Origin of the sequence: Iodobacter violaceini (assembly GCF_011601265.1) — a bacterium.
Lineage (GTDB): Bacteria > Pseudomonadota > Gammaproteobacteria > Burkholderiales > Chitinibacteraceae > Iodobacter > Iodobacter violaceini.
The window spans coordinates 1-18,870 of the sequence record NZ_JAAOLX010000015.1 but is presented as its reverse complement, the minus strand read 5'-3'; the positions used below and the strand labels follow the sequence as shown (position 1 = coordinate 18,870).

General features: G+C 44.5%; 17 protein-coding genes. 13 read left to right on the top strand and 4 right to left on the bottom strand.

Annotated elements, in window-relative coordinates; genetic code table 11:
- Positions 1-63: 63 nt before the first annotated feature.
- A complete protein-coding gene (locus tag HA050_RS20230; protein WP_166830157.1) occupies positions 64-807 on the bottom strand; it encodes a helix-turn-helix domain-containing protein in 744 nt (247 codons plus the stop codon).
- Positions 808-1,422: 615 nt separating this feature from the next.
- Between HA050_RS20230 and HA050_RS20225 the strand changes: the two genes are divergently transcribed.
- The 11 genes from HA050_RS20225 (at position 1,423) to HA050_RS20175 (ending at position 11,768) form a co-directional block, all read left to right on the top strand.
- Positions 1,423-1,950, top strand: coding sequence for a DUF3302 domain-containing protein (locus HA050_RS20225; RefSeq protein WP_166830156.1), 528 nt, complete (start codon positions 1,423-1,425; stop codon positions 1,948-1,950).
- Positions 1,943-3,094, top strand: coding sequence for an HlyD family secretion protein (locus tag HA050_RS20220; protein ID WP_166830155.1), 1,152 nt, complete (start codon positions 1,943-1,945; stop codon positions 3,092-3,094). Before HA050_RS20225 ends, HA050_RS20220 begins: the two co-directional genes overlap by 8 nt.
- A 12-nt stretch (positions 3,095-3,106) precedes the next feature.
- The gene (locus HA050_RS20215) at positions 3,107-4,495 is read left to right on the top strand and encodes an efflux transporter outer membrane subunit (protein WP_166830154.1); all 1,389 of its coding nucleotides are present in this window, start codon (positions 3,107-3,109) and stop codon (positions 4,493-4,495) included.
- Between the two features lie 609 nt (positions 4,496-5,104).
- Entirely contained in the window at positions 5,105-5,551 is a 447-nt protein-coding gene (locus tag HA050_RS20210; protein ID WP_166830153.1) for a hypothetical protein, read from the top strand.
- A 210-nt stretch (positions 5,552-5,761) separates the two neighbouring features.
- Complete coding sequence (locus HA050_RS20205) at positions 5,762-6,520, top strand: hypothetical protein (RefSeq protein ID WP_166830151.1); 759 nt, start codon at positions 5,762-5,764, stop codon at positions 6,518-6,520.
- Positions 6,521-6,902: 382 nt separating this feature from the next.
- Positions 6,903-7,337 (top strand): WapI family immunity protein, encoded by a 435-nt coding sequence (locus tag HA050_RS20200; protein WP_166830150.1) that lies wholly within the window; start codon positions 6,903-6,905, stop codon positions 7,335-7,337.
- Positions 7,338-7,395: 58 nt separating this feature from the next.
- Positions 7,396-8,142 (top strand): hypothetical protein, encoded by a 747-nt coding sequence (locus tag HA050_RS20195; RefSeq protein ID WP_166830149.1) that lies wholly within the window; start codon positions 7,396-7,398, stop codon positions 8,140-8,142.
- A 177-nt stretch (positions 8,143-8,319) separates the two neighbouring features.
- Complete coding sequence (locus tag HA050_RS20190) at positions 8,320-9,681, top strand: SEL1-like repeat protein (RefSeq protein WP_166830147.1); 1,362 nt, start codon at positions 8,320-8,322, stop codon at positions 9,679-9,681.
- 179 nt (positions 9,682-9,860) lie between these two features.
- Positions 9,861-10,352, top strand: a complete 492-nt coding sequence (locus HA050_RS20185; RefSeq protein WP_166830146.1) for a hypothetical protein — start codon at positions 9,861-9,863, stop codon at positions 10,350-10,352.
- Between the two features lie 60 nt (positions 10,353-10,412).
- Positions 10,413-10,778, top strand: coding sequence for a DUF7674 family protein (locus tag HA050_RS20180; protein ID WP_166830144.1), 366 nt, complete (start codon positions 10,413-10,415; stop codon positions 10,776-10,778).
- Between the two features lie 468 nt (positions 10,779-11,246).
- Entirely contained in the window at positions 11,247-11,768 is a 522-nt protein-coding gene (locus HA050_RS20175) for a hypothetical protein (RefSeq protein ID WP_166830142.1), read from the top strand.
- 46 nt (positions 11,769-11,814) lie between these two features.
- On the opposite strand, the gene HA050_RS20170 is transcribed toward HA050_RS20175, so the two are convergent.
- The 3 genes from HA050_RS20170 to HA050_RS20160 all read right to left on the bottom strand — a co-directional run bounded on the left by HA050_RS20170 (position 11,815) and on the right by HA050_RS20160 (position 16,752).
- Complete coding sequence (locus HA050_RS20170; RefSeq protein WP_166830140.1) at positions 11,815-12,135, bottom strand: hypothetical protein; 321 nt, start codon at positions 12,133-12,135, stop codon at positions 11,815-11,817.
- A 1,287-nt stretch (positions 12,136-13,422) separates the two neighbouring features.
- Complete coding sequence (locus HA050_RS20165; RefSeq protein ID WP_166830138.1) at positions 13,423-14,595, bottom strand: OmpP1/FadL family transporter; 1,173 nt, start codon at positions 14,593-14,595, stop codon at positions 13,423-13,425.
- Positions 14,596-14,706: 111 nt separating this feature from the next.
- On the bottom strand, positions 14,707-16,752 hold the full coding sequence (locus tag HA050_RS20160) for an alkyl/aryl-sulfatase (protein ID WP_166830136.1): 2,046 nt from the start codon (positions 16,750-16,752) through the stop codon (positions 14,707-14,709).
- A gap of 200 nt (positions 16,753-16,952) precedes the next feature.
- Here HA050_RS20160 and HA050_RS20155 point away from each other — a divergent pair, with 200 nt between their 5' ends.
- Both HA050_RS20155 and HA050_RS20150 read left to right on the top strand, forming a co-directional pair.
- The gene (locus HA050_RS20155) at positions 16,953-17,594 is read left to right on the top strand and encodes a TetR/AcrR family transcriptional regulator (protein WP_166830134.1); all 642 of its coding nucleotides are present in this window, start codon (positions 16,953-16,955) and stop codon (positions 17,592-17,594) included.
- Positions 17,595-18,585: 991 nt separating this feature from the next.
- The coding region (locus tag HA050_RS20150) for a hypothetical protein (RefSeq protein WP_205836524.1) at positions 18,586-18,870 on the top strand (285 nt) is incomplete at its 3' end.

The window sequence follows — 18,870 nt, the reverse complement described above, 5'->3', positions numbered from 1 at the left end:
AGGCTGCAGCAATATTGTGAATCACAGCTGCCGGGCTTGGGCTGAATAAGGCACGCAGCCGCTTCAAGCGGGCTGGCGCTTCAGTGCATCAAATATCTCTGGCCCCCAAGGGCGCATGGCAATCAGTAAACCTATCGTCAAACGCTCACTATTATCAGGTGAGCTGAGCGCTTCCTGGTGTAAGTCGGCAAATTCCTGCAGTAATCTGCTGATACGCTGCTGAAAACGCTTGGTTTCAGCTTCGTTTAAGGTGGCCTGCTGAAAACGGATGAGTTCGTTTGAGCTTTGAAAATCAGATTCTAAAAAGTTGGCTTGAACATAAGAGCGAAAAAATTGATGGATCGGGCCACCCGGAAGCCAGGAAAAGCCCCTTGCAATAATGAGCTTAACCTTGTTTTCTGGCATCAAACGAATCATGCCAAGACGATCAAGCTCTAACAAATAGCCAATACATTCTGATTCGCTCAGGCTATAGCTGCTTACAATTTGATCCTTTGTCCAATGCTTAAGCACACACAGGGCAACCAAAACCCGTTTTGGGTCTTCCACGATGTATTTTTCCTGAGCTTCTGTCAGCTGGATCAGCTTGCTTTGTGCCTGGCTTGCCGCCAGTACCAGCTCATCCAACTCTAAACCGATGAAACTGCAGATCGATTCTAAAGTACGCAAATTGATACTTTGCCGGGAAAACTGACGCTTAACGCTGGCCTCGCTCAGCTCTAAATGCAGGGCAAGCTGCGCATACGTTACGTTTTTTGCTTTAAGCAAACGCTTCAGGGTTGTGATCAGCTGATGAGTCTGTGACATATTGGTAGCGTTTTTTAATACTCAAGGTTTTGTATTATGCCAAAACGAGCAAGGAAGTTTTATTTTTTAACTTACTCCCGTAAAGTAGCGCTGTTCTTTCAATCCATTCGTTTGTAAAAAATATGTGTCAGCCTTAAAAAAACAAGGTGGTTTTATCATTACCGCCCACTGACTGAGCCTGATTTTTACCAGACAGATTAAAATCATCAGTCTGTCTAAAAAGCGTTTTATATTATTTAAATATACGGTACTGCAAAATAACTAAATGTCACTATAACAAAGGCATGTGAATAATCATGTGTGTTTGCTTAGTAGTGCATTAATGATTAAAACCTTGCAATGAAAAAAATTTTAAGGAATACGATCCTAAGCGCTAAGCTGTGCAACAGAGCTTGCATTATCATCTTTATATTGTTTTAAAATTCCATCTTCATAAAAAATTAATTCATCTTTATAAAAAATAAATTAGTAAATTTTGCAGTATTAATTATTTATTTTTCGATTTATTCAAATAATTTGTTTAATAACAAGGTTTTTATATTTGACGGTGGGTAAATAAGGTATTGATTTTTCCTTATGCTAGTATTTGTAATTAACTTAAAGAAAAGGATTTATATGCCAAAACTACAACGATGGTGTGGTAGTGGAGGGGCAGCCCTCTTCTTATCGCTTTTGCCCGCATCTGCCTGGGCTATGGCCGGCATGGAAGAAGCCATTGCCGATGTAATGGTCTGGGTTGTTTTAATTGCAGTGCCCATTGTGGCCATCTATTTATTCTGGAAAGTACACGTACTGCCGGAAGTCTTTGCTGAAAAACATAATCACCCGCAAAAGCACGCCATTCAGGTGCTTTGCCTGCTGTCGCTGGCAGTTGGTGGCTTGCTATGGCCTCTTGCATGGTTATGGGCGTTTACCAAACCCACAGCTTACAAACGGGCCTATGGTACGGATAAGCACGATGATTTTTTTCGCAAACCAAACGGTGAGCACAGCGATAAACCTTTAGATCTTGCGATCGTGGATGATGAGCTGCTGCTGTTAAAAGAAAAATTGGAGGGCTTAACTCAGCAGCGCGAGTTAATTCTGGCGAAGCAAGTGCCTGTGCCTGAGGCCATTCTGACCGAGGAAGATACCCGTGCTTGAAATTATCATTGGTGGTTATGCTTTTTTGGTTTGGCTGTTTTGTATCAAACTAAAAATTATTCCGTGGAATATCAAAACGCAGGTGGGGGCTGTGACTGGCGCGCTTGCGCTGGCCGCCACAATTATATTTACCATTAATGTGGTGACGCCTTCATCAAGTGATGTGCGCGTGATTAATCATGTGGTTGAGGTGATTCCCCGCGTGCAAGGCACGGTGACCCGTGTTGCAGTGGAAGGCAATCAGCTGATCAAAAAAGGCGAGGTGCTGCTGGAAATCGATAACACGCCTTATCGCTTAAAAGTCAAAGAACTCGAGGCCAAGCTGGCCGATGCAACGGCAACTTCGAAAACGCTGTGGCAGGATCTGGATAGCGCCAAAAGCAATCTGATTGCAGCACAGGCACATCTTGATCTGATGAGTAAACGCCTTGGCGAATCGCGCGAGCTGGCTAAGCATGGGGCAGGCCCGCAATTTGATGTTGAAAGCTTTACAACCGAAGTTAAAAAAGCCGAATCTGCAGTGGCCAACGCCAAAGCAGGTGAAGCTAAGATTCAGACCAGGCTGGAAGGTGTGGTTGGCCCTGATCTGGCCAGCGTGGCGCAAATCAAGGCTCAGCTGGAAGCGGCGCGTTATGATTTGCAATCTACGGTGGTGCGTGCGCCCGCTGATGGCTATGCCGTGAATGTATCCGTGCGGCCAGGTAATTATCTGGTGAGCATGCCCTTTAAACCTGCGCTGAGCTTTGTTGAGCATGAGCAGCGCATCTTGGCGTTTTTTGAGCAGAACGAGCTGCGCTATGTTAATCCGGGCGATAAGGCTGAAATAGCTTTCAAAAGCCTGCCAGGCGATGTTGTGCATGCCAGGGTGGATTCAATTGTCTGGGCAAATGGTCAGGGGCAGCTGGTTCAGGGAGGCGTTGTTCCTAATACGCCTGCTGAATATCTCTCTGCACCTTTGCCGCAAAAATATGCGGTAAAGCTGACGATAGAGCCACGTGAAGGCGATGAAAACCTGTTTATACCGATGGGTGCGCGCGGCGGTGCGGCCATTTATACCGATAAGCTGGCTGCGCTGCATTTGTTAAGAATGGTGATGATTCGTGCGCAATCTAAGGTGAATTATCTTGTGCTGAAGCTGCACTAAGGAATGCGCCTGATGAAAAAAGAAATGATTAAATTAGGGCTGGCCGGATTTTGTGCTTTAACACTTGCGGCTTGCGCGATTACCCCGGCCCCCGATCACGCCGCCCTGAAGCAGGCTGCTCTGGCAGAGCTGCAGTTTCCGGCGAATTGGAAATTTGCCCGCAGTGCTGGTGAATTTGATGCAGCGGCTCTTGGTTTTGCATTACCCACTGAAGTGTTGCAGCTGATCCGTGAAGCTCAGCTGAATAATCCTGATCTGCGTCTGGCGGCTTTACGTGTGGAGCAATCGCACAGTGCAGTAAAAGCCGCCGGAGCCGCACTTTATCCAACCTTAGGTTTGGGCGGGCAGGCAGGGGATGCAACGATTCCCAGCTCGTCGCTGGCACTGAATGGCCTTGCGCTGGTCACCAATTGGGAGATTGATGTTTGGGGCAAAACACGCAGCAGTCAGGCAGCAAGCCGTGAATTATCAGTGGCTGCAGAGCTCGATACCCTCTATGCCCGCCAGTCTGTTGCTGCGGCTGTGGTGAAAGCCTGGCTGGCTGCCGCCGAAGCCCAGCAGCAGATTCAGCTGGTGCAGTCTATGGTGGTGCTGGCAGAAAAGCAGCTGGCATTGATTGAAAGCGCAAGAAAAATTGGCCGCAATACTCAGCAGGATGTGTTGAATAACCAGATTCTGCTGAAAAATTATCGCCAGCAATTATTGCAAAGCGAGCAGGCATTCAGCTCGGCGAGGCGAGCTCTGGAAGTATTGCTGGGCCGTTATCCAGCGGCAGAAGTGGCGGTGGCTCATTCACTGCCCCGTGAGCTGCAGCCGATTCCAGTGGGCCTGCCTTCTGATTTAGCCGAAAGACGCCCTGATATCCGTGCCGCCGAAAGCCGCTTTCGTGCTGCTTTTTATCAGGTGGAAGCAGCTAAAAAAGCCAAACTTCCTTCAGTCAGCTTAATGGCGGGTTTAGGCGTACTGGATAACAGCCTGCTGGTGCTGCAAAAAGACTTAAGCAACCCGCTTTGGGGCGTGAATAGCCGTCTGCTTGCCCCCATCTTTACCGGTGGCGCACTGGATGCGCAGGTAGAAGTTAAAACGGCACAGCAGCAGGAAAGCACGGTGAATTACGCCAAGACGGTACTCAATGCCCTGGCTGAAATTGAAGGGGGCCTGTATGCCGAGCAAAAGCTGCTTGAACGCGGTGATTTACTGGCTGCTTTACTGGCCGATCAGCAAAAGCTGATCGATTTGCAAGGCGTGATGATTAAAGTAGGCAAGGGAGATCGCTATCAGTTACAGCAATTGCAACTTAATCTGGCAAACAGTCAGATGTCGATGCTGCGTATACAAAACGAGCGCCTGATTCAGCGCGTTAATCTCCACCTGGCATTAGGAGGGATTTATCCCGTCTAGTGGCTAAATCAATCCGGGGCATATCTGCACAAATCGAATGCTCGCATCATCGCTATTCATATATTGTTGATTGCATTGAATGCCAATCCGGTCATTTGATTCGTGCAGAGCCTGCCCTGGCGTATTAAAAACACACCCCAAATTTGGACGCCAGTCCCAGGTTTGGGGTGTTTTTATATCTAAGTAGCTAATTGCAATATGAATGAGAGAAGTCGCCTGAATTAAGTAAGCGTCTTATACTCGGCAGGTTTAAAAGACGGCTATACACTAGCTTTACAGACATTTTCAAAATCTTGCCCAATTTACCCATCAAAACTTTTTGAATATTATTACTCCGCTTACAAATTGCGCGATAATTACATAAGGGCTAACGCGCTGTTGAAACGATTGGGTTAGACTGTGCGACGATGCGTTAGTGGCTAACAGCAGAAGTAATTCCGCTATGGTTTAAATGCCGAATGAGCTTCACCTTTTCTTCTATAGCAGGTACTTGTAACTCTGTCTTACGAAGTACAGCATGAGAGAGACTTTAATTGCTTAACTTCGAACTCTGCAGATAACTTGAATACGGCCAACTTAGATAAGCTAATCCACATAAAGGAAACATTAATGAAATTAATTACTACTACCCTCAGTATAGTAATCGCATTATTCAGTTCGAGCATATATGCAAAATGTCAGGCCGGTAGCGAAACCATATTTTCTTGCATGACTGCAAAAGGAAAAAAAATTGAAGTCTGCGACGCAGAGAAAACCATTTCATACTCATTCGGTAAATTGCATGATAAGCCCGAAATTGTTGTTAATATTCCGCGTAATCAAGCATCGACATATCAATGGAATGGAGTGGGAGGACACATATCGTATTCTGTAAATATTCCAAATGGAAACACGGTTTATTCAGTTTTCTGGATCTTTGACCGGTTTTCGGAGGATGACGAAATTAAGGCTGGCGTTAATGTTGAAACCAATAAAAAAAGCGTAGCAATAGTGAAATGCTCTGGAAAAAACATTGAACAAAATATTGAAGGCATTAATTTAAAGCCGACTGAATAATTTTCTTAATAAAAAATTCAACCTGACAGGCTGGGATGCAGCAGCTTCATGTCAGAATATTTATTATGCTAATGGTTGAATATTAGCAGTGGGGCGGGTGCCGCCTGTGGTTGTAATTACGGGCACATTTCGAGCATGATGTAGTTTACTGACCGCAGTCGGCCATGAGCAGACGAAAAGGCTTAACACGATTCAATAATTGGAGATATTTTGACTGCCTCGACTTCAACAACAGATACTTTAGGTTGGCATGGAAAAATAGATTGGACCGAAGGAATTTCCACTGAAATTCGCCGTGAAGCATTTACAGTTACTTCAATGGGCGGTCTTTTAGATGTAAGAGGCGATGATTTTGAAGCTGCCTTGCTCGTTGGTGGGAAAATTCGCGTTTTTCAATGGAGCGATTGTCGTGGGAGTGTAGGACAAAACTTAGTTCGCAAAATTTCTACGGATAAAACGCGGTCCGAGCTGTCATTTCGTAAATCTGTTGAAGTGGAGGTCAGTGGGGATTATCCGCTAGGAGTACATTTTTCTGAGATATTAAATGTACTTGCTATAGGTGAATATGCTCTTGTATTAGAAGAAATTCCGGCTGACGCTTACGTGGTCGACCTAACTGATAAGTCAGAAAATGGTTTGGAAGTCACGAGTTTCTATCCAGGTTTTGGTGCTTTGATAGCAACACAACCTCTCAGCTCACTTTCTGCTGCTCATGTTAATCATCTAGCGCAAGACATACAAAATGGAGCAAGGCCAACGGTTATTACTTTGTGTACCGATGGCGCGTGGGGAGAGTTCATTATTGACGGCCACCATAAATTACCCGCTTATCGTATAGCTGGCATTCCAGTGCGCAGACTCAATATCGTGCGACTTAATAATGATCGTTTACCTCTTGCAGAAATATTGAATTTTGTACCGATAACTGGTGACTTAAGAAACCACGTAAAGGAATATAGACTCGGCTAGTTTTAAGGAAGTTTCCGCTTTGGGTCGGGAGCAGTAGCTCAAGACGGCCAAGAGCAGACTGTACAAATAACTTAAACTGAGACAAAAAAGTCTCACATGGAAAATATTGCACGAGCCTTGATTATTGCCTGCCAATATATTGAACGTTTAAATAGTACAGATTTCGATGATGACGTGAAAGTCCTCGAAGAAATATCACATTAGCTATCTCTCGTGTCGAACAATGAAAAGCTATGTTTAGAGAAAGTTGCAAATGAAATGAATTTATCAAAGTGGATAGATGAAATTGGATTGAAATAAAACCAATAGTTATTGCGCAATTGACTTCTGCAGTCGGCCAGAAGGGGATGCTCGCAATAAGTAATTCTGAATAAGGGATTTTGTGCTTACTTTTGAAATCTGTAGCTCAAACAAAGACTATATTGCAGTGACAGTTCAAGGCTATGAACGTGCTGCAATAGGTGAGTTTTACGATGACAATTGGCTAAACGTTGTCGTTGAGATAAATTCAGGAGCATTCAGAGGCCGGTTTTTTGCTTCGTTTCAGGTATTTGAATTTAGCGATTTTTACGATCAATTGCAGCTGCTATACGATACCTTAAAGGGTAAAGCAATCTTTTCTACCCTTGAGGGGCAGCTCGAAATTTCTATTACTTGTAATGTACTTGGCAATTTAGAGGTTAGTGGTTTTGCCATGGATGAAGCGGGAGTAGGAAATCAGCTAAATTTTCAATTTCAATTAGACCAAACGTATCTCCCAAAAATATTGGGTGAGCTAGCCACTATTGTTAACTCATTTCCAATACGAAATGCATAAGCAGTTGGAATTCCGCTTTGGGTCAAGAAACACCAACTTATACTTTAATGGATTCTTTATGTTTTTTTGCAAAAAATCAGAAATACTTATCGCAAAATTTATGATTTTGTTTCTCTGTTCACTCATGTCAGATAACGCTTTTTCAGGTGAGCCATTCATAGGACATGTCGGGCACGAGTCTATAGTAATTCCACTTCCACTCGCCTCGAAACGAGCTTCGGAGGGGGCGCCAGATTATGAGAGTGCCAAAGCACACATGCCATCTGGTGCTCATCTAATAGCCGTCATGTATGATTACGTTCCGACGTCAGGTGGAAATAAGACCCCAAAAAAGCGAGTAAGATTTCAGTACAAGATTTCTGCCCCAGATATGATGGAGACTGTTTATTTTTCAGAGGCAGATTTTGAATCGTTGAAAAAGACAATTAAAGCCTCTGTTGAAAAAAAATGGGGTGAAAGTGATAATTATCACAGACAACTTCAATCACAAATCGATGCTGCTGGTAAAAAGTTAGCACCCTCCGACAAGAGGTATGCCGTAAAGTTATCCCTTGGTTCAATCACGAAAAATGGCGTATTTGCTGACAATCCGCATTTCATTGGCACATACACCGTTAGGAACCTTAAATTCGAAGATGGAAAGGAGCCGCAAGAACAGCAGGCATTTTCTGGTGGGGGATATTTGCTAATAAAAGGGAAGTTAGTATTTGTTGATGTGGCGGGTGATGTGGATGCCACCGAGAGTGATATTGGGTTGTCTAGGCTTGCCAAATGGGCGGAAGATATTTTGCAAAGTAATCCATAAGTTTTCCTTATTCTGGCAAGAGCAGAATTCTCTGCAATGGAAAAAAGTGTTATGTGTGGCCTGCTGCAACATCTGTCAACTTGCGGCCATTAGTAGACTATCAAAATAAACTGCAGCTTGTAGTTCGCAGTCTATTCACGCATAAAAATCTTTCGATTCCTTTACCTATTTGACTAAATGAAAAAAACAATTCTAATCAGTGCATTGATAGGTTTTATTGCGACAGCCAATGCGGAAAATAACGAAGGATTAGTTGCTTATGATGCTGAAAAAATAGCACAGGCAATCGAAGTATTCGCACCACTTGCTGAGCAGGGCGATGCCGCAGCCCAAACCATCCTTGGAATAGCCTATGAGAATGGTTTCGGCGTAGAAAAAGATTATGCTCAAGCATTTAGTTGGTTTCGTAAAGCCTCAGAGCAAGATTATGCGGAGGCCGAATTTAAACTAGGCGTCATGCTAAGCAAGGGATTAGGCATACAGCAAGACGAACTTCAAGCTGTTGTGTGGTATCGCAAGTCTGCCGAACAAAACTTTGCTGCTGCACAATTTAATCTAGGTGTGATGTATGAAAAAGGGCGTGGGGTCCCGAAAAATAATAATCGCGCTTTGAGTTGGTGGCGTAAAGCAGCAGAACAAAACTATGCTACTGCACAGTTCAATGTCGGCGTGATGTACAAAAATGGGCGGGGTGTTCCACAGGACAATAACCAAGCTGTGAGTTGGTTTCACAAAGCTGCTGAGCAAGGAATGCCTCAAGCTCAGTATAACCTTGGCTTAATGTATGCAAAAGGATGGGGCATATCACAGGATTTCGTTCAAGCCATGTATTGGTATCGTAAGGCTGCAGAACAAGATATTGCCGACGCGCAATATAATCTCGGTGTGATGTACTCGGAAGGCCAGGACGTACCTAAGGATTACATTCAAGCCGTGTATTGGTATAGAAAGGCTGCTGAACAAGGAAAAGCAGAAGCACAAACGAATCTCGGCGCAATGTATTACAGCGGTCAAGGTGTGGCAAAGGATGACTCCCATGCAGCACATTGGTTTCACAAGGCTGCAGAGTTAGGCGATATCTCCGCGCAAGCCAATTTAGGCACAATGTATGAGTTTGGTTCAGGCGTAACGAAAAACTACGACCGTGCAATTAGTTGGTATCGTAAAGCTGCAGAACAAGGTCAGCCAATGGCTCAATCTTATCTCGGCATGATGTATGAAGATGGTAGAGGCGTGCAACAGGACTACGCTCAAGCAGTTAGTTGGTATCGCAAATCTGCTGAGCAAGGGCATGCCGTGGCACAAGTCAGCCTTGGTGTGATGTACGCGGAAGGGAAAGGTGTACCAAAAAATATTGTGGTAGCTTACGCACTGTTTAGCCTCGCCGCGTCAGATGCAACAAGTAATGGCGCTAAAGCTAAAGCAGATTTTTCGCGAAAGATGACAATCCATCAAGTTAATGCCGGTCAGCAATTGCTGCAAGAAATTACCAAGCCGAATAATTTTAACAATGCCATCGAGGCATACTTAAAAAGATGAAGTAAATTCATAAACGACAAAACTATTCTTCTTAGCGATTTATTTAATACGATTTATTTAGTGTCCGCTAAGGGGCGGGAGCTGCCTGTGGTTGTAACTATGGGCACATTTCGAGCATGATGTAGTTTACTGACCGCAATCGGCCAGAAGCGGAAGTGTCATATAGGAAGGCATGAATAGTGAACACGCACGTTCAATCAAAAAATGTGAAGGTCACAAAGTATGACAAGCTATTTGCTGTGTTTGAGGAGTTAACTAAGCAGCTTCAGTTAATTCCAGATGAAAAGCTTCAGGTTTACGTCGGCTTTTTAATTCAGATGCCTGAGCAATTTAATCAAATGCTAGCGTCAAACAGAGGTTTAACCAAGTCAAAAATGGCGACTGGATTAGAGCAAGCGCTTCGAGAGGTGCCAGAAATTTTTTCGAATTTAAAGCCTGCTGCCCGACTGAGTGCCCTTAATGCATGGAACGCGTCAATTCAAAAAGAATTTCCAGAATTTGCAGAAAAAAGCAAAGAAAAAATTGCAAGGATATTAATCAGAGGCCACATAAAAAATGAGCCTGAATATTACTTAATACGCAGTGAGGTGGATGCACTTGAAGGTGTTGAGGCACAAGATTCAGTACTTAAGCAATATTATTCGCTTATAGAGAAATTTGAAGTTAAATAGTTATATTGATTGGCAATAAAAAAAAACATTCATTTGCGGGTGTTTTAGATGCATTCAGTCGTGGAATTTTATCAAGCTATTCATCATAAATTTCCAGATATATCAAAAAAAACAGATTTATTGTTTATGAATGATTGGGGGAAATTTCTTCCAGAGTACGCATACTCTTGGTTTGAAAAACTTGCTTACGCCTTGAATTCAGAAATGAACAATAGAGTGTCTTTTTTAGTTTACAAGCCTTTGTTTTACTTTTTTAATGCCATTTTGCAAAATGCAAATGACGAAATAAATACCTGCATAGATGTTGCATTTACAGAAAATCTGTTTTGGCAATTGCCAGAAGACAAGTCGGGCCAGTATTGGATTGATCTTCCTGAGTCAATAAAATGTCTCTATTTAGCTTTTCATGGAAGGCCACCCATTTAAACGATTTACTTCCGATTTAGGGCGATGTCAGGCAATGAAAAGGTAATGACGTGAGATTAAAATTAAGAACTCAAGAAATATTTATTTATTATTTTTGCTGGTCGACGCTTTGGTTTTGTTTGTCTGCTGCGTGTTCTTTTATTTATAACAATGCAGAAACGTCAATATCAGCCCACATTATGCTGTGCATAACGGGATTTCCATTAGCACTGGTCTCTTTATACTTTCCGAATGGGACAGTTGAAGCCGTGGCTATTGCTGGCGCTCTGGGGTTAATACAGTGGACTTTTCTTTCACTTTAAACAAAAAGTCTGTTTTGGATCGATAGTGGCCTGTTCTATTTAAAAATGTACACGTTTAGGATAGATTGTTAATCTCACTGTGTTTGAAGTTAATTGTAATCACAAAACCAGAACTAATTGACTTCTTAGTAGTTATTTTTAAATCTTCGACTGTTAGAGGCCTGATATGAACAACCGAATAATAAATTTAATCGCCATGGCGTTGTCCATATCGATACCATCTGTTGCTGTAGCCGAAATTGACGCAAATATTGAACAAGCACAAAATATTCCTAGCATTGCAATGAATATCTTTTCACAGGAAGCAAAGATTCGTACTGAATTATTTGAATCCATTTCAAAACGAAATGGATTTAATTTAATTAACGGCCGGTGGGGCGGTGAGTTCAATAACGACCACCTTGCCCTCAAAGAGCAAGATGGTAGAACATTACTTCTATTGGGCTTAAAATTAACCAGCCCAGAGGGGAATTTACAACTTGACCAAATGTCTATGGGTTCCTTTGTTCAGTTATCACCATTATGGTTGTCCGCAGTAATTCAAAGTTTGAAGTTAGACAAAAATCAATCTGAAATGGCTAATAAGCTTGAACGTGCAAGAAATTCAAAAACCCTTGATACCATGCTGCTACTGTTCGATAAAGTAAGTAACAATGTCAAATTTCTAAAAGTTCGTGTCCCAGAGTGACTATTTTGAAGTATGCCTGACCAGTGAAATTTAAATTGATTACTCATCAAGCCCTATAACGTGCAATTTTTTCTTTGTTAGTTGTTTTTATATCATATTTCAAGTACTCCCGCTTTGGGTCAGGTGCCGCCTGTGGTTGCAAGTACGGGCTCATTTCAAGCATGATGTGCTTCACAGGCTGGATGCGGCCAAGTGCAGACATTTCTTCTAACGGGCAGTAGAGTAATCCAGCAATCTTCTCCATTAGTTTGATATTGCAGAAACGATCAGTATTTAAAATGCCGAGGAATCTAAAATGCCAGCATATCAGTTTTATAAAAGAATGATCGGGGCGCAGAGCGAGTTTAGCTGTTTGTGCACCGATCAAGATCAATTTCTTGCTAATAGAGAGCACTTGCTGGCTCAGGGCTTTGAAGTTGTGGGCTATCTGATATACGCATCGAATGAAACGGAGGCAATTGCTCGTTTTAATGAGGACAGAACTTCTCCGTATTACGATAACACCATATCGGACACGATTGCAGGTGACGCTTACTATTTCGTAATGAATCTGGCCAAATCGATTTTCAATCGAACAAAAAATATAAGTTAGAAATTCAATTGGATTTTATTATTATCCGCTTCAGGGCGGATGTTGCCTCTCAGCTACTGTCCCTAAATGGCTGATTACGGCCAGAAGCGGAAATTGAATTTTGTAGGTTGGTGCTGAGCTTGCGAAGCCCAACAATCACAGCAAGCGTTAGTCTGCATTTCTATTTCTATTTGTGAATGCCATCATGGAATACCTCCCAATCGGCGGGCTAATGTCATATCTGATTTTTCAAACACTCTACTTGCTAATCTTATCTGCGCTACTGTTTCGCTCTCGTCAAAGACAAAAGAGTTATGCACTACTCGTCATAGTTTCCTTACTATCCTTTATCGGAATTCCGATGCTACTACCGCTTAGTACTGAGTTGTACAACTATGGACCGGAGTCAGGACGTTGGGTTTCACCGATAGGTGGATTTTTGGTTCTGCCTATACTATTCATCGTTTTTTCATTTAAATGTGAGTCAAAAATTGGAAAATTGTTTCAAGGCATACTGGCATCGGGCTTGATTACTGCGGGAACAATAATGTCATTAAGGGGGGGGCCAGTTAGCTAGTATCGTAGCTCCGATTAGAGAAGCGTAATCGGAGAAATGAATCGCCCTGGGTTTTATAGACGCTTCCGAGCCGTTCGTGGCCAGTCCTTGGCTTGATAGACAATTCCAAGTTTCACGAAAATGTCCGCTAAGGGTCGGGTGCTGTCACTCATGCCTTCTGGATAAATTGATAAGAATTTGCAGTCAGTCTTCAAATGACAAAAAAGCGCGTGCATGCACTCGTGCTGCTGCACCAGCAGCACGCTGCGATTTTGTAATAGGAATAGCAGGATGGTTTTATTATGTGCCCGATATCGCGGCGTTTCTAAAACAATCAGCTTATGAAAAATGGGCTTAGATCAATACAGCGCTGAGCAGAACGAGCCTGTTATTTTTAACGAAATGGGTATTTTTCTGGCGGAACACATCAGGCACATAGATATACCTAATTTAAATGACAGGCCCGGCTGATGCTTTAAATCTGTGCGTTTACAGATTTGGCTTTATTGAGCAAAAGAATGATTCGCTCAGAATTTTTTGCTGTAATTTGCAGTGATGAAATACATTTTGGGGGAATGATAAGCGCCACTTAACAGTGGGCTTGGTACATAAGCGCTATCAAAATGCACATACTCAAATGCCACGCCTAAGCTATCAGTTTTATTCAGCTGATATTGCCCGCCCAAGCCAAAGCGCCATGCCTCACCGGATGGCATGGTCATTGAGGTGTTTTGCTGGTCTTTGTAAAAACTGCTGTCATAGGCAATACCGGTATTTAAGCGTAAAGCGGGCGTGGCCTGATATTGCAGGCCCAGCGCGGTATGCCAGGTGTCTTGCATACGGTCTGCATTGGGCGCTTCATTATTGCCGAGCCAAAGCTGATTATCGTTATACGCTTCCCAGTTTTGCCAGCCCAGATTGGCCATCACAGCCCATTGGGGTGCCAGCTGGTGAAAGGCACTGAACATTAGTTGCTGAGGCGCATTGATGCTGCCACTCGCCGGGATTTGCCCGCCCAGCGGATGATTTACACTGCTGTTGAAATTGTATTCAGTTTCGCTGGTGTAAGAGAGGCCAAGGCGGGTGGCGTGATCAGGCTGATATAAAACCCCCAGTTTGATGCTGGCGGACCAGTCGGTGTCGTTCAGCTCTACATCGCCGCCGGGTGTGCTGCGGGTTAATGAAAAGACACCATAATTGGCGTTAATACTTCCGCCAACAGACCATTGATCATTGATTTTATAAGCCACTGTGGGCTGAATGGTCATGCCGAGCAAAGTGCTTCTTTTAATTAAGCGGCTGCCCGCCCAGTCACCAAAATCAAGCCCAAGGCCAAAGTTGCCATACACGCCAATCCCCACTTTCAGCTGCTCATCCACGCTGTGGCTGTAAAAAACACTCATGCCAGGAAACCAGCCCACAACATTGCCCGCTTCATTGCCACTGAATGCCCCGCGGCCGTCCTGCTGATATTTGGCATCGCCATACAAACCTTGCAGGCCAATCGTCAGCTGATCGCCTTCCAGCATGGTCATGCCCGCCGGATTGGTGGCAATCGTTGTGGCATCCTGTGCACGGGCGGCGCTGCCCGCCCCGGCAAGGCCCACATCTTCGGTGCCCAGCTCATACAAATACAGCCCGCCAGCCCAGCTGCTGCCGCTTAATCCGGCCAGTAATAATGCTAATAATTGGGGTTTCATCAAACAACTCCTGATTGCAGGGTTTACCTGCGCACTCAATTAAAACCGCCGCTTCAGCCTGGGCTGAGAACGGCGGTTGCGTACTCATTTCACATCAATCAGCCTGCTGCTTTATTTGGCTTTTTTAGTGCCCGGCAGAATTTCAAAGCGAGGGTCAAATTTTTCCTGGGTGCTCATCAATTGCTTCAGTACCGCTGTATTACCAGTCAGCTGTACTTTGCCATTTTGGGTGAGCTGCTCAAAAGTGGCTCTGCCAGAGATAAAGGTTTCCAGATCACTGCGATTGATGGTGATGGTCAGATCCGCATCTTTGGCGATGAAGCCTTTAATATTGCTGAGTGTGGAGTTGCTCATTTCCAGCACGTATTTCTCACCATTATCCGGAGTGATAAAGTTGATCTTGAACTTCATGCCGTCTGCTTTTTTGCTGTTCATGGTGACGGCCAGATAATCCAGCAGCAGATCAGTGGACATAGCACGCGCCATATCCGGGCTGGTTGCACTTGGAGAAGCCCCTTCCGGAATGCCATTACGCAGCTCATAGGCGCCAGCAAGGAAGCTGTTTCTTAAGGCAACACTTTCTTTCTGGTAGCCCAGCTGCTCATATACATCGGCCAGCAAATCTTTAGCCGCAGTATTCTTTGGCTCTGCCAGTGTCAGCTTATTCAAGATTTCAACGGCTTCCAGATACTTGCCCTGGTCATGCAGTTTTTTGGCCTTGGCCATAATCTTTTTACTGCCGCCCATCATTTCCACATAAAGAGGGGCGGAATCACGCGGCGATAAAGGCATTAAAGTAGCCGGGTTGGCATCCCAATAGCCAAGGTAGCGGTTGAGCACCGCACGGCTGTTGTGCTCTTCAGAGCCATGATAAGAGTGGGCCGCCCACTGGTTTTGCAGCGATTGCGGCGGTTTGTACACATTATGAATTTCATTAATGGTGACGCCTTTATTAGCCTGATGCAGCACTTCATTATTCAGATTGGCGTAAATATCACGCTGGGTGCGCATGACTTCCTGCACACGCTCTTTACCCCAGCGCGGCCAGCTGTGCGATGCAAACATCACATCGGTTTTATCGCCAAACAAATACAAGGCGTTATTGATGTTTTTGGACCATGCCAGCGCATCCCGCACCAAAGCGCCGCGCAGGGTGTAGATATTGTGTACGGTGCCGGTGATATTTTCAGCCGCCCAGAACGCTTTAAATTGTGGGAAGTAGGTATTCATTTCTGAAGGTGCTTCGGTACCCGGTGTGTTCTGGAACACCATTTGCACGCCATCAACGGTGATCTCTTCAATATCCTGGCTTACAGTACGGGTTGGCGGAATCAAACCCAAATCGCCTGCGGCAACATTCTTACCAATCGCCTGATCAACGTGACCAAATGGGCTGCGTGGTAACAGCGTGCCGTAGGTCAGCAGCATGCGCCGTGTCATCGCATTGCCGGCATACACGTTTTCAGAGATGGCATGTTCCATAAAGCCTTCAGGAGCAATAATTTGAACTTTGCCGCTGATGACATCTTTTTCATCAACCACACCACGAGCGCCGCCAAAGTGATCGCCATGTGAATGTGAATAAACCACAGCCACAACCGGCCTTTGGCCCAGTTTTTCATTCACAAAGGCCAGCGCGGCACGGGCGGTTTCTTTGGCTGTTAGCACATCAAATAAAATCCAGCCGGTGTCACCCTTAATAATGGTCATATTCGCGAGGTCAAAACCGCGTACCTGATAAATCTTACCCGGCACAACTTCATACAGGCCGTAGCCCATATTTAAAATGGCCTGGCGCTGAAGGGAAGGGTGAATGCTGTCAAAGTCTTTGCCCTGCAGCAGATAGTCATAGCTGCCTATATTCCATGCGACGTGGCCGGCATCTGCCATGATTTCTTTGTAAGAAGGGGCGGCAATAAAGCCTTTTTTGGATTCTTCAAAATCACGCGTATCTTCAAATGGCAGGCTGCTGCGTTGCGCTTCGATCAGCGCTTTGGTGTACTGGGAAGGCATCTTGCCTTTTGCATCAAAGTGCTTGCCCAGCGCTGCATTTGGGTCTGTTGCTGCCACCCCGCCACCGCCAGCTGCAATAGAAACAGCGCTGACCCCACCCATGAGTGCCATAGACAGTACAAGTGATAGTGTTTTGATTCGCATGATATTTATCCTCTGGAAAGTCATTTTTTAACTCCGGGCAGCCTTCTTCATCAGCTGTGGAGTAGTCAAGCAAAGCAATTCACCTAGCCAAACAAAAAGCTTAGCGATAAAATTAGTACAGATGAACTATTTGTCGCTAATTTAGTACACTTGAACTAATTAGGTCAATGCAAAAAAGTACCGAATAAAGAGGCTGTTTGATGTCAATACAAAGAAAATCCAGGTCGCCGGATCTGCCAGGCGATGCGGCCAAAAGCAGTGTTTCGCAAAATACGATTAACCATATTCTTGAGTGCGCGCAGCAGGTGCTGATTGAGTTTGGCAATGCCAAATTTACAACCAGAAGGGTGGCCGAAGCGGCGGGAATTTCACCGGGCAATCTGACTTATCATTTCCCTAGTAAAAACGAGCTGATCAACGCGATGGTTGCGAAAATACTGGAGAAATACTTTCTTCATTTGGAAGAATCGCTTTCCCCGGAAGGGCAACTCTATGCAGAAGGCCTGAGGGGGCTGGTGCGCTGGATGATGATGGATGCCATTCAAAATGAAACGACGCGCACTTTCCGTGAGCTATGGGCGATGGCGCTGCATGATGAGCAAATTTGCCAGACAGTGGATGCGTTTTATGATGCCATGATCGAAAGATCAGCCGCCTTAGTCAGTCTCAGATACCCCGCAGCCAATACCCTTGCGATCAATGAGCTGATCCATTTATTAGCCATTGTGATGGAGGGCAGCAATGTGCTGTATGGCACCTGCAATACGCGAGCCGTTAGCTTTGAGCGCATTATCGAAATGACTATGCCCATAGTTGAACAGATTGCGCCTCAGGGCGTTTGATGCAGTTTTTTGTGTAAAGCAGCGCCCCGGGCTGCTCATGGTAAAGGCTGCGCTGATCGCCCTGAGGATATTTGTCCAAAGGGCAGAGGGCTTCGCCGGGCGATAAAACCCCGGCAAAGCCCGGTGTACTACAGCAGAGGCGGTGTGGGGATGTCTTCCAGTACGCTGGTTTCGTTCACATATTGCTGCCACTCTTGCATCAGCTCGGCGAGGATATCGGGGCGGGCTTGGGCCTGATCGTGGATTTCGCCCGGATCGATATCCAGATCGTATAGCTGCCATGTTTCCGGGCCGGCAGGGGCGGGAATATAGAATTCTTATTCCGCGCCGTTTTTTTGTTTGGGCAAAATGCCGTGGCCCGGATTTTTGCCCAAACGGGCATCATGCTAAATCGGCGCGTATTGATGCAATCTCTGTAAAGCGCTGCAGTTCTCTTTCCAGATCAAGCGTTCCGCTTGTTTGTGATTTATCGTCTAATCGCGGGAAATTAAGGGTTTACATGATCCCCCGCAATCACCAAAATAACCGGGGATAGTGTGTTTTAAGGTTAATTCCATTTTTTTAAATGGATGAATAAATCTGGTTTTTTAAAATATATCCGTCAGGCGGATGGTTTCATGATCAGAATATTTCAATCAGAATGAGTATGTTCTGGATTGCTATTCTGATCTTAATGGTGCTATATCTGTGATTGATTTAAGATGATTCCCTTCCTTTTTTCTTTCTGATAAATAAAATAAGCTATATATTTTTTGTGCGATTAATGGCTGTGAAGATTGAACGCTTTGTGACATATTTACGTGCTGTGCAGGGATTAACCGACATACCTTTTTAATTTTTTGTGATTAACTGGTAATAGCTTTAAACATGTCAGCGTACCTGCCTGCTGAAGCCGGGGAAAATAGTTAAAAACTGAATCATTATTAAATACTTAAATACGATTGATTTTTGTAAGTAAGTTTCTAAATTTTATGAAATCAGGAGTTTAATTATGCAATTAAAATCAATTATATTTGCCGCAAGCTCACTGCTTGCTTTACCTGTGCTGGCCGATTCAGCCGTAAAACAAAACAGTGCCGCATCATCTGTTGAGCAAAAAACACCTGCAGAGCGCCGGGCAGCAATTGATCAGGCAGCGCAAGACACGCTGGCTCAGGTTTATAAAAAATTCCCAAGTGCAAAATCGCAGATTGCTAAAGCATCGGCCTATGCGGTATTTCGCACCGGCGGGTTTCAGGCCGTCTTTGTAGGGGCGGGCGGGGGTCTGTCTCTTATA

What these genes read in the sequence shown, in the direction of transcription:
- HA050_RS20230 (WP_166830157.1), bottom strand. Translation starts at nt 807, where the DNA reads ATGTCACAGACTCATCAGCTGATCACAACCCTGAAGCGTTTGCTTAAA.
- HA050_RS20225 (WP_166830156.1), top strand. Translation starts at nt 1,423, where the DNA reads ATGCCAAAACTACAACGATGGTGTGGTAGTGGAGGGGCAGCCCTCTTC.
- HA050_RS20215 (WP_166830154.1), top strand. Translation starts at nt 3,107, where the DNA reads ATGAAAAAAGAAATGATTAAATTAGGGCTGGCCGGATTTTGTGCTTTA.
- HA050_RS20210 (WP_166830153.1), top strand. Translation starts at nt 5,105, where the DNA reads ATGAAATTAATTACTACTACCCTCAGTATAGTAATCGCATTATTCAGT.
- HA050_RS20195 (WP_166830149.1), top strand. Translation starts at nt 7,396, where the DNA reads ATGTTTTTTTGCAAAAAATCAGAAATACTTATCGCAAAATTTATGATT.
- HA050_RS20190 (WP_166830147.1), top strand. Translation starts at nt 8,320, where the DNA reads ATGAAAAAAACAATTCTAATCAGTGCATTGATAGGTTTTATTGCGACA.
- HA050_RS20175 (WP_166830142.1), top strand. Translation starts at nt 11,247, where the DNA reads ATGAACAACCGAATAATAAATTTAATCGCCATGGCGTTGTCCATATCG.
- HA050_RS20165 (WP_166830138.1), bottom strand. Translation starts at nt 14,595, where the DNA reads ATGAAACCCCAATTATTAGCATTATTACTGGCCGGATTAAGCGGCAGC.
- HA050_RS20160 (WP_166830136.1), bottom strand. Translation starts at nt 16,752, where the DNA reads ATGCGAATCAAAACACTATCACTTGTACTGTCTATGGCACTCATGGGT.
- HA050_RS20155 (WP_166830134.1), top strand. Translation starts at nt 16,953, where the DNA reads ATGTCAATACAAAGAAAATCCAGGTCGCCGGATCTGCCAGGCGATGCG.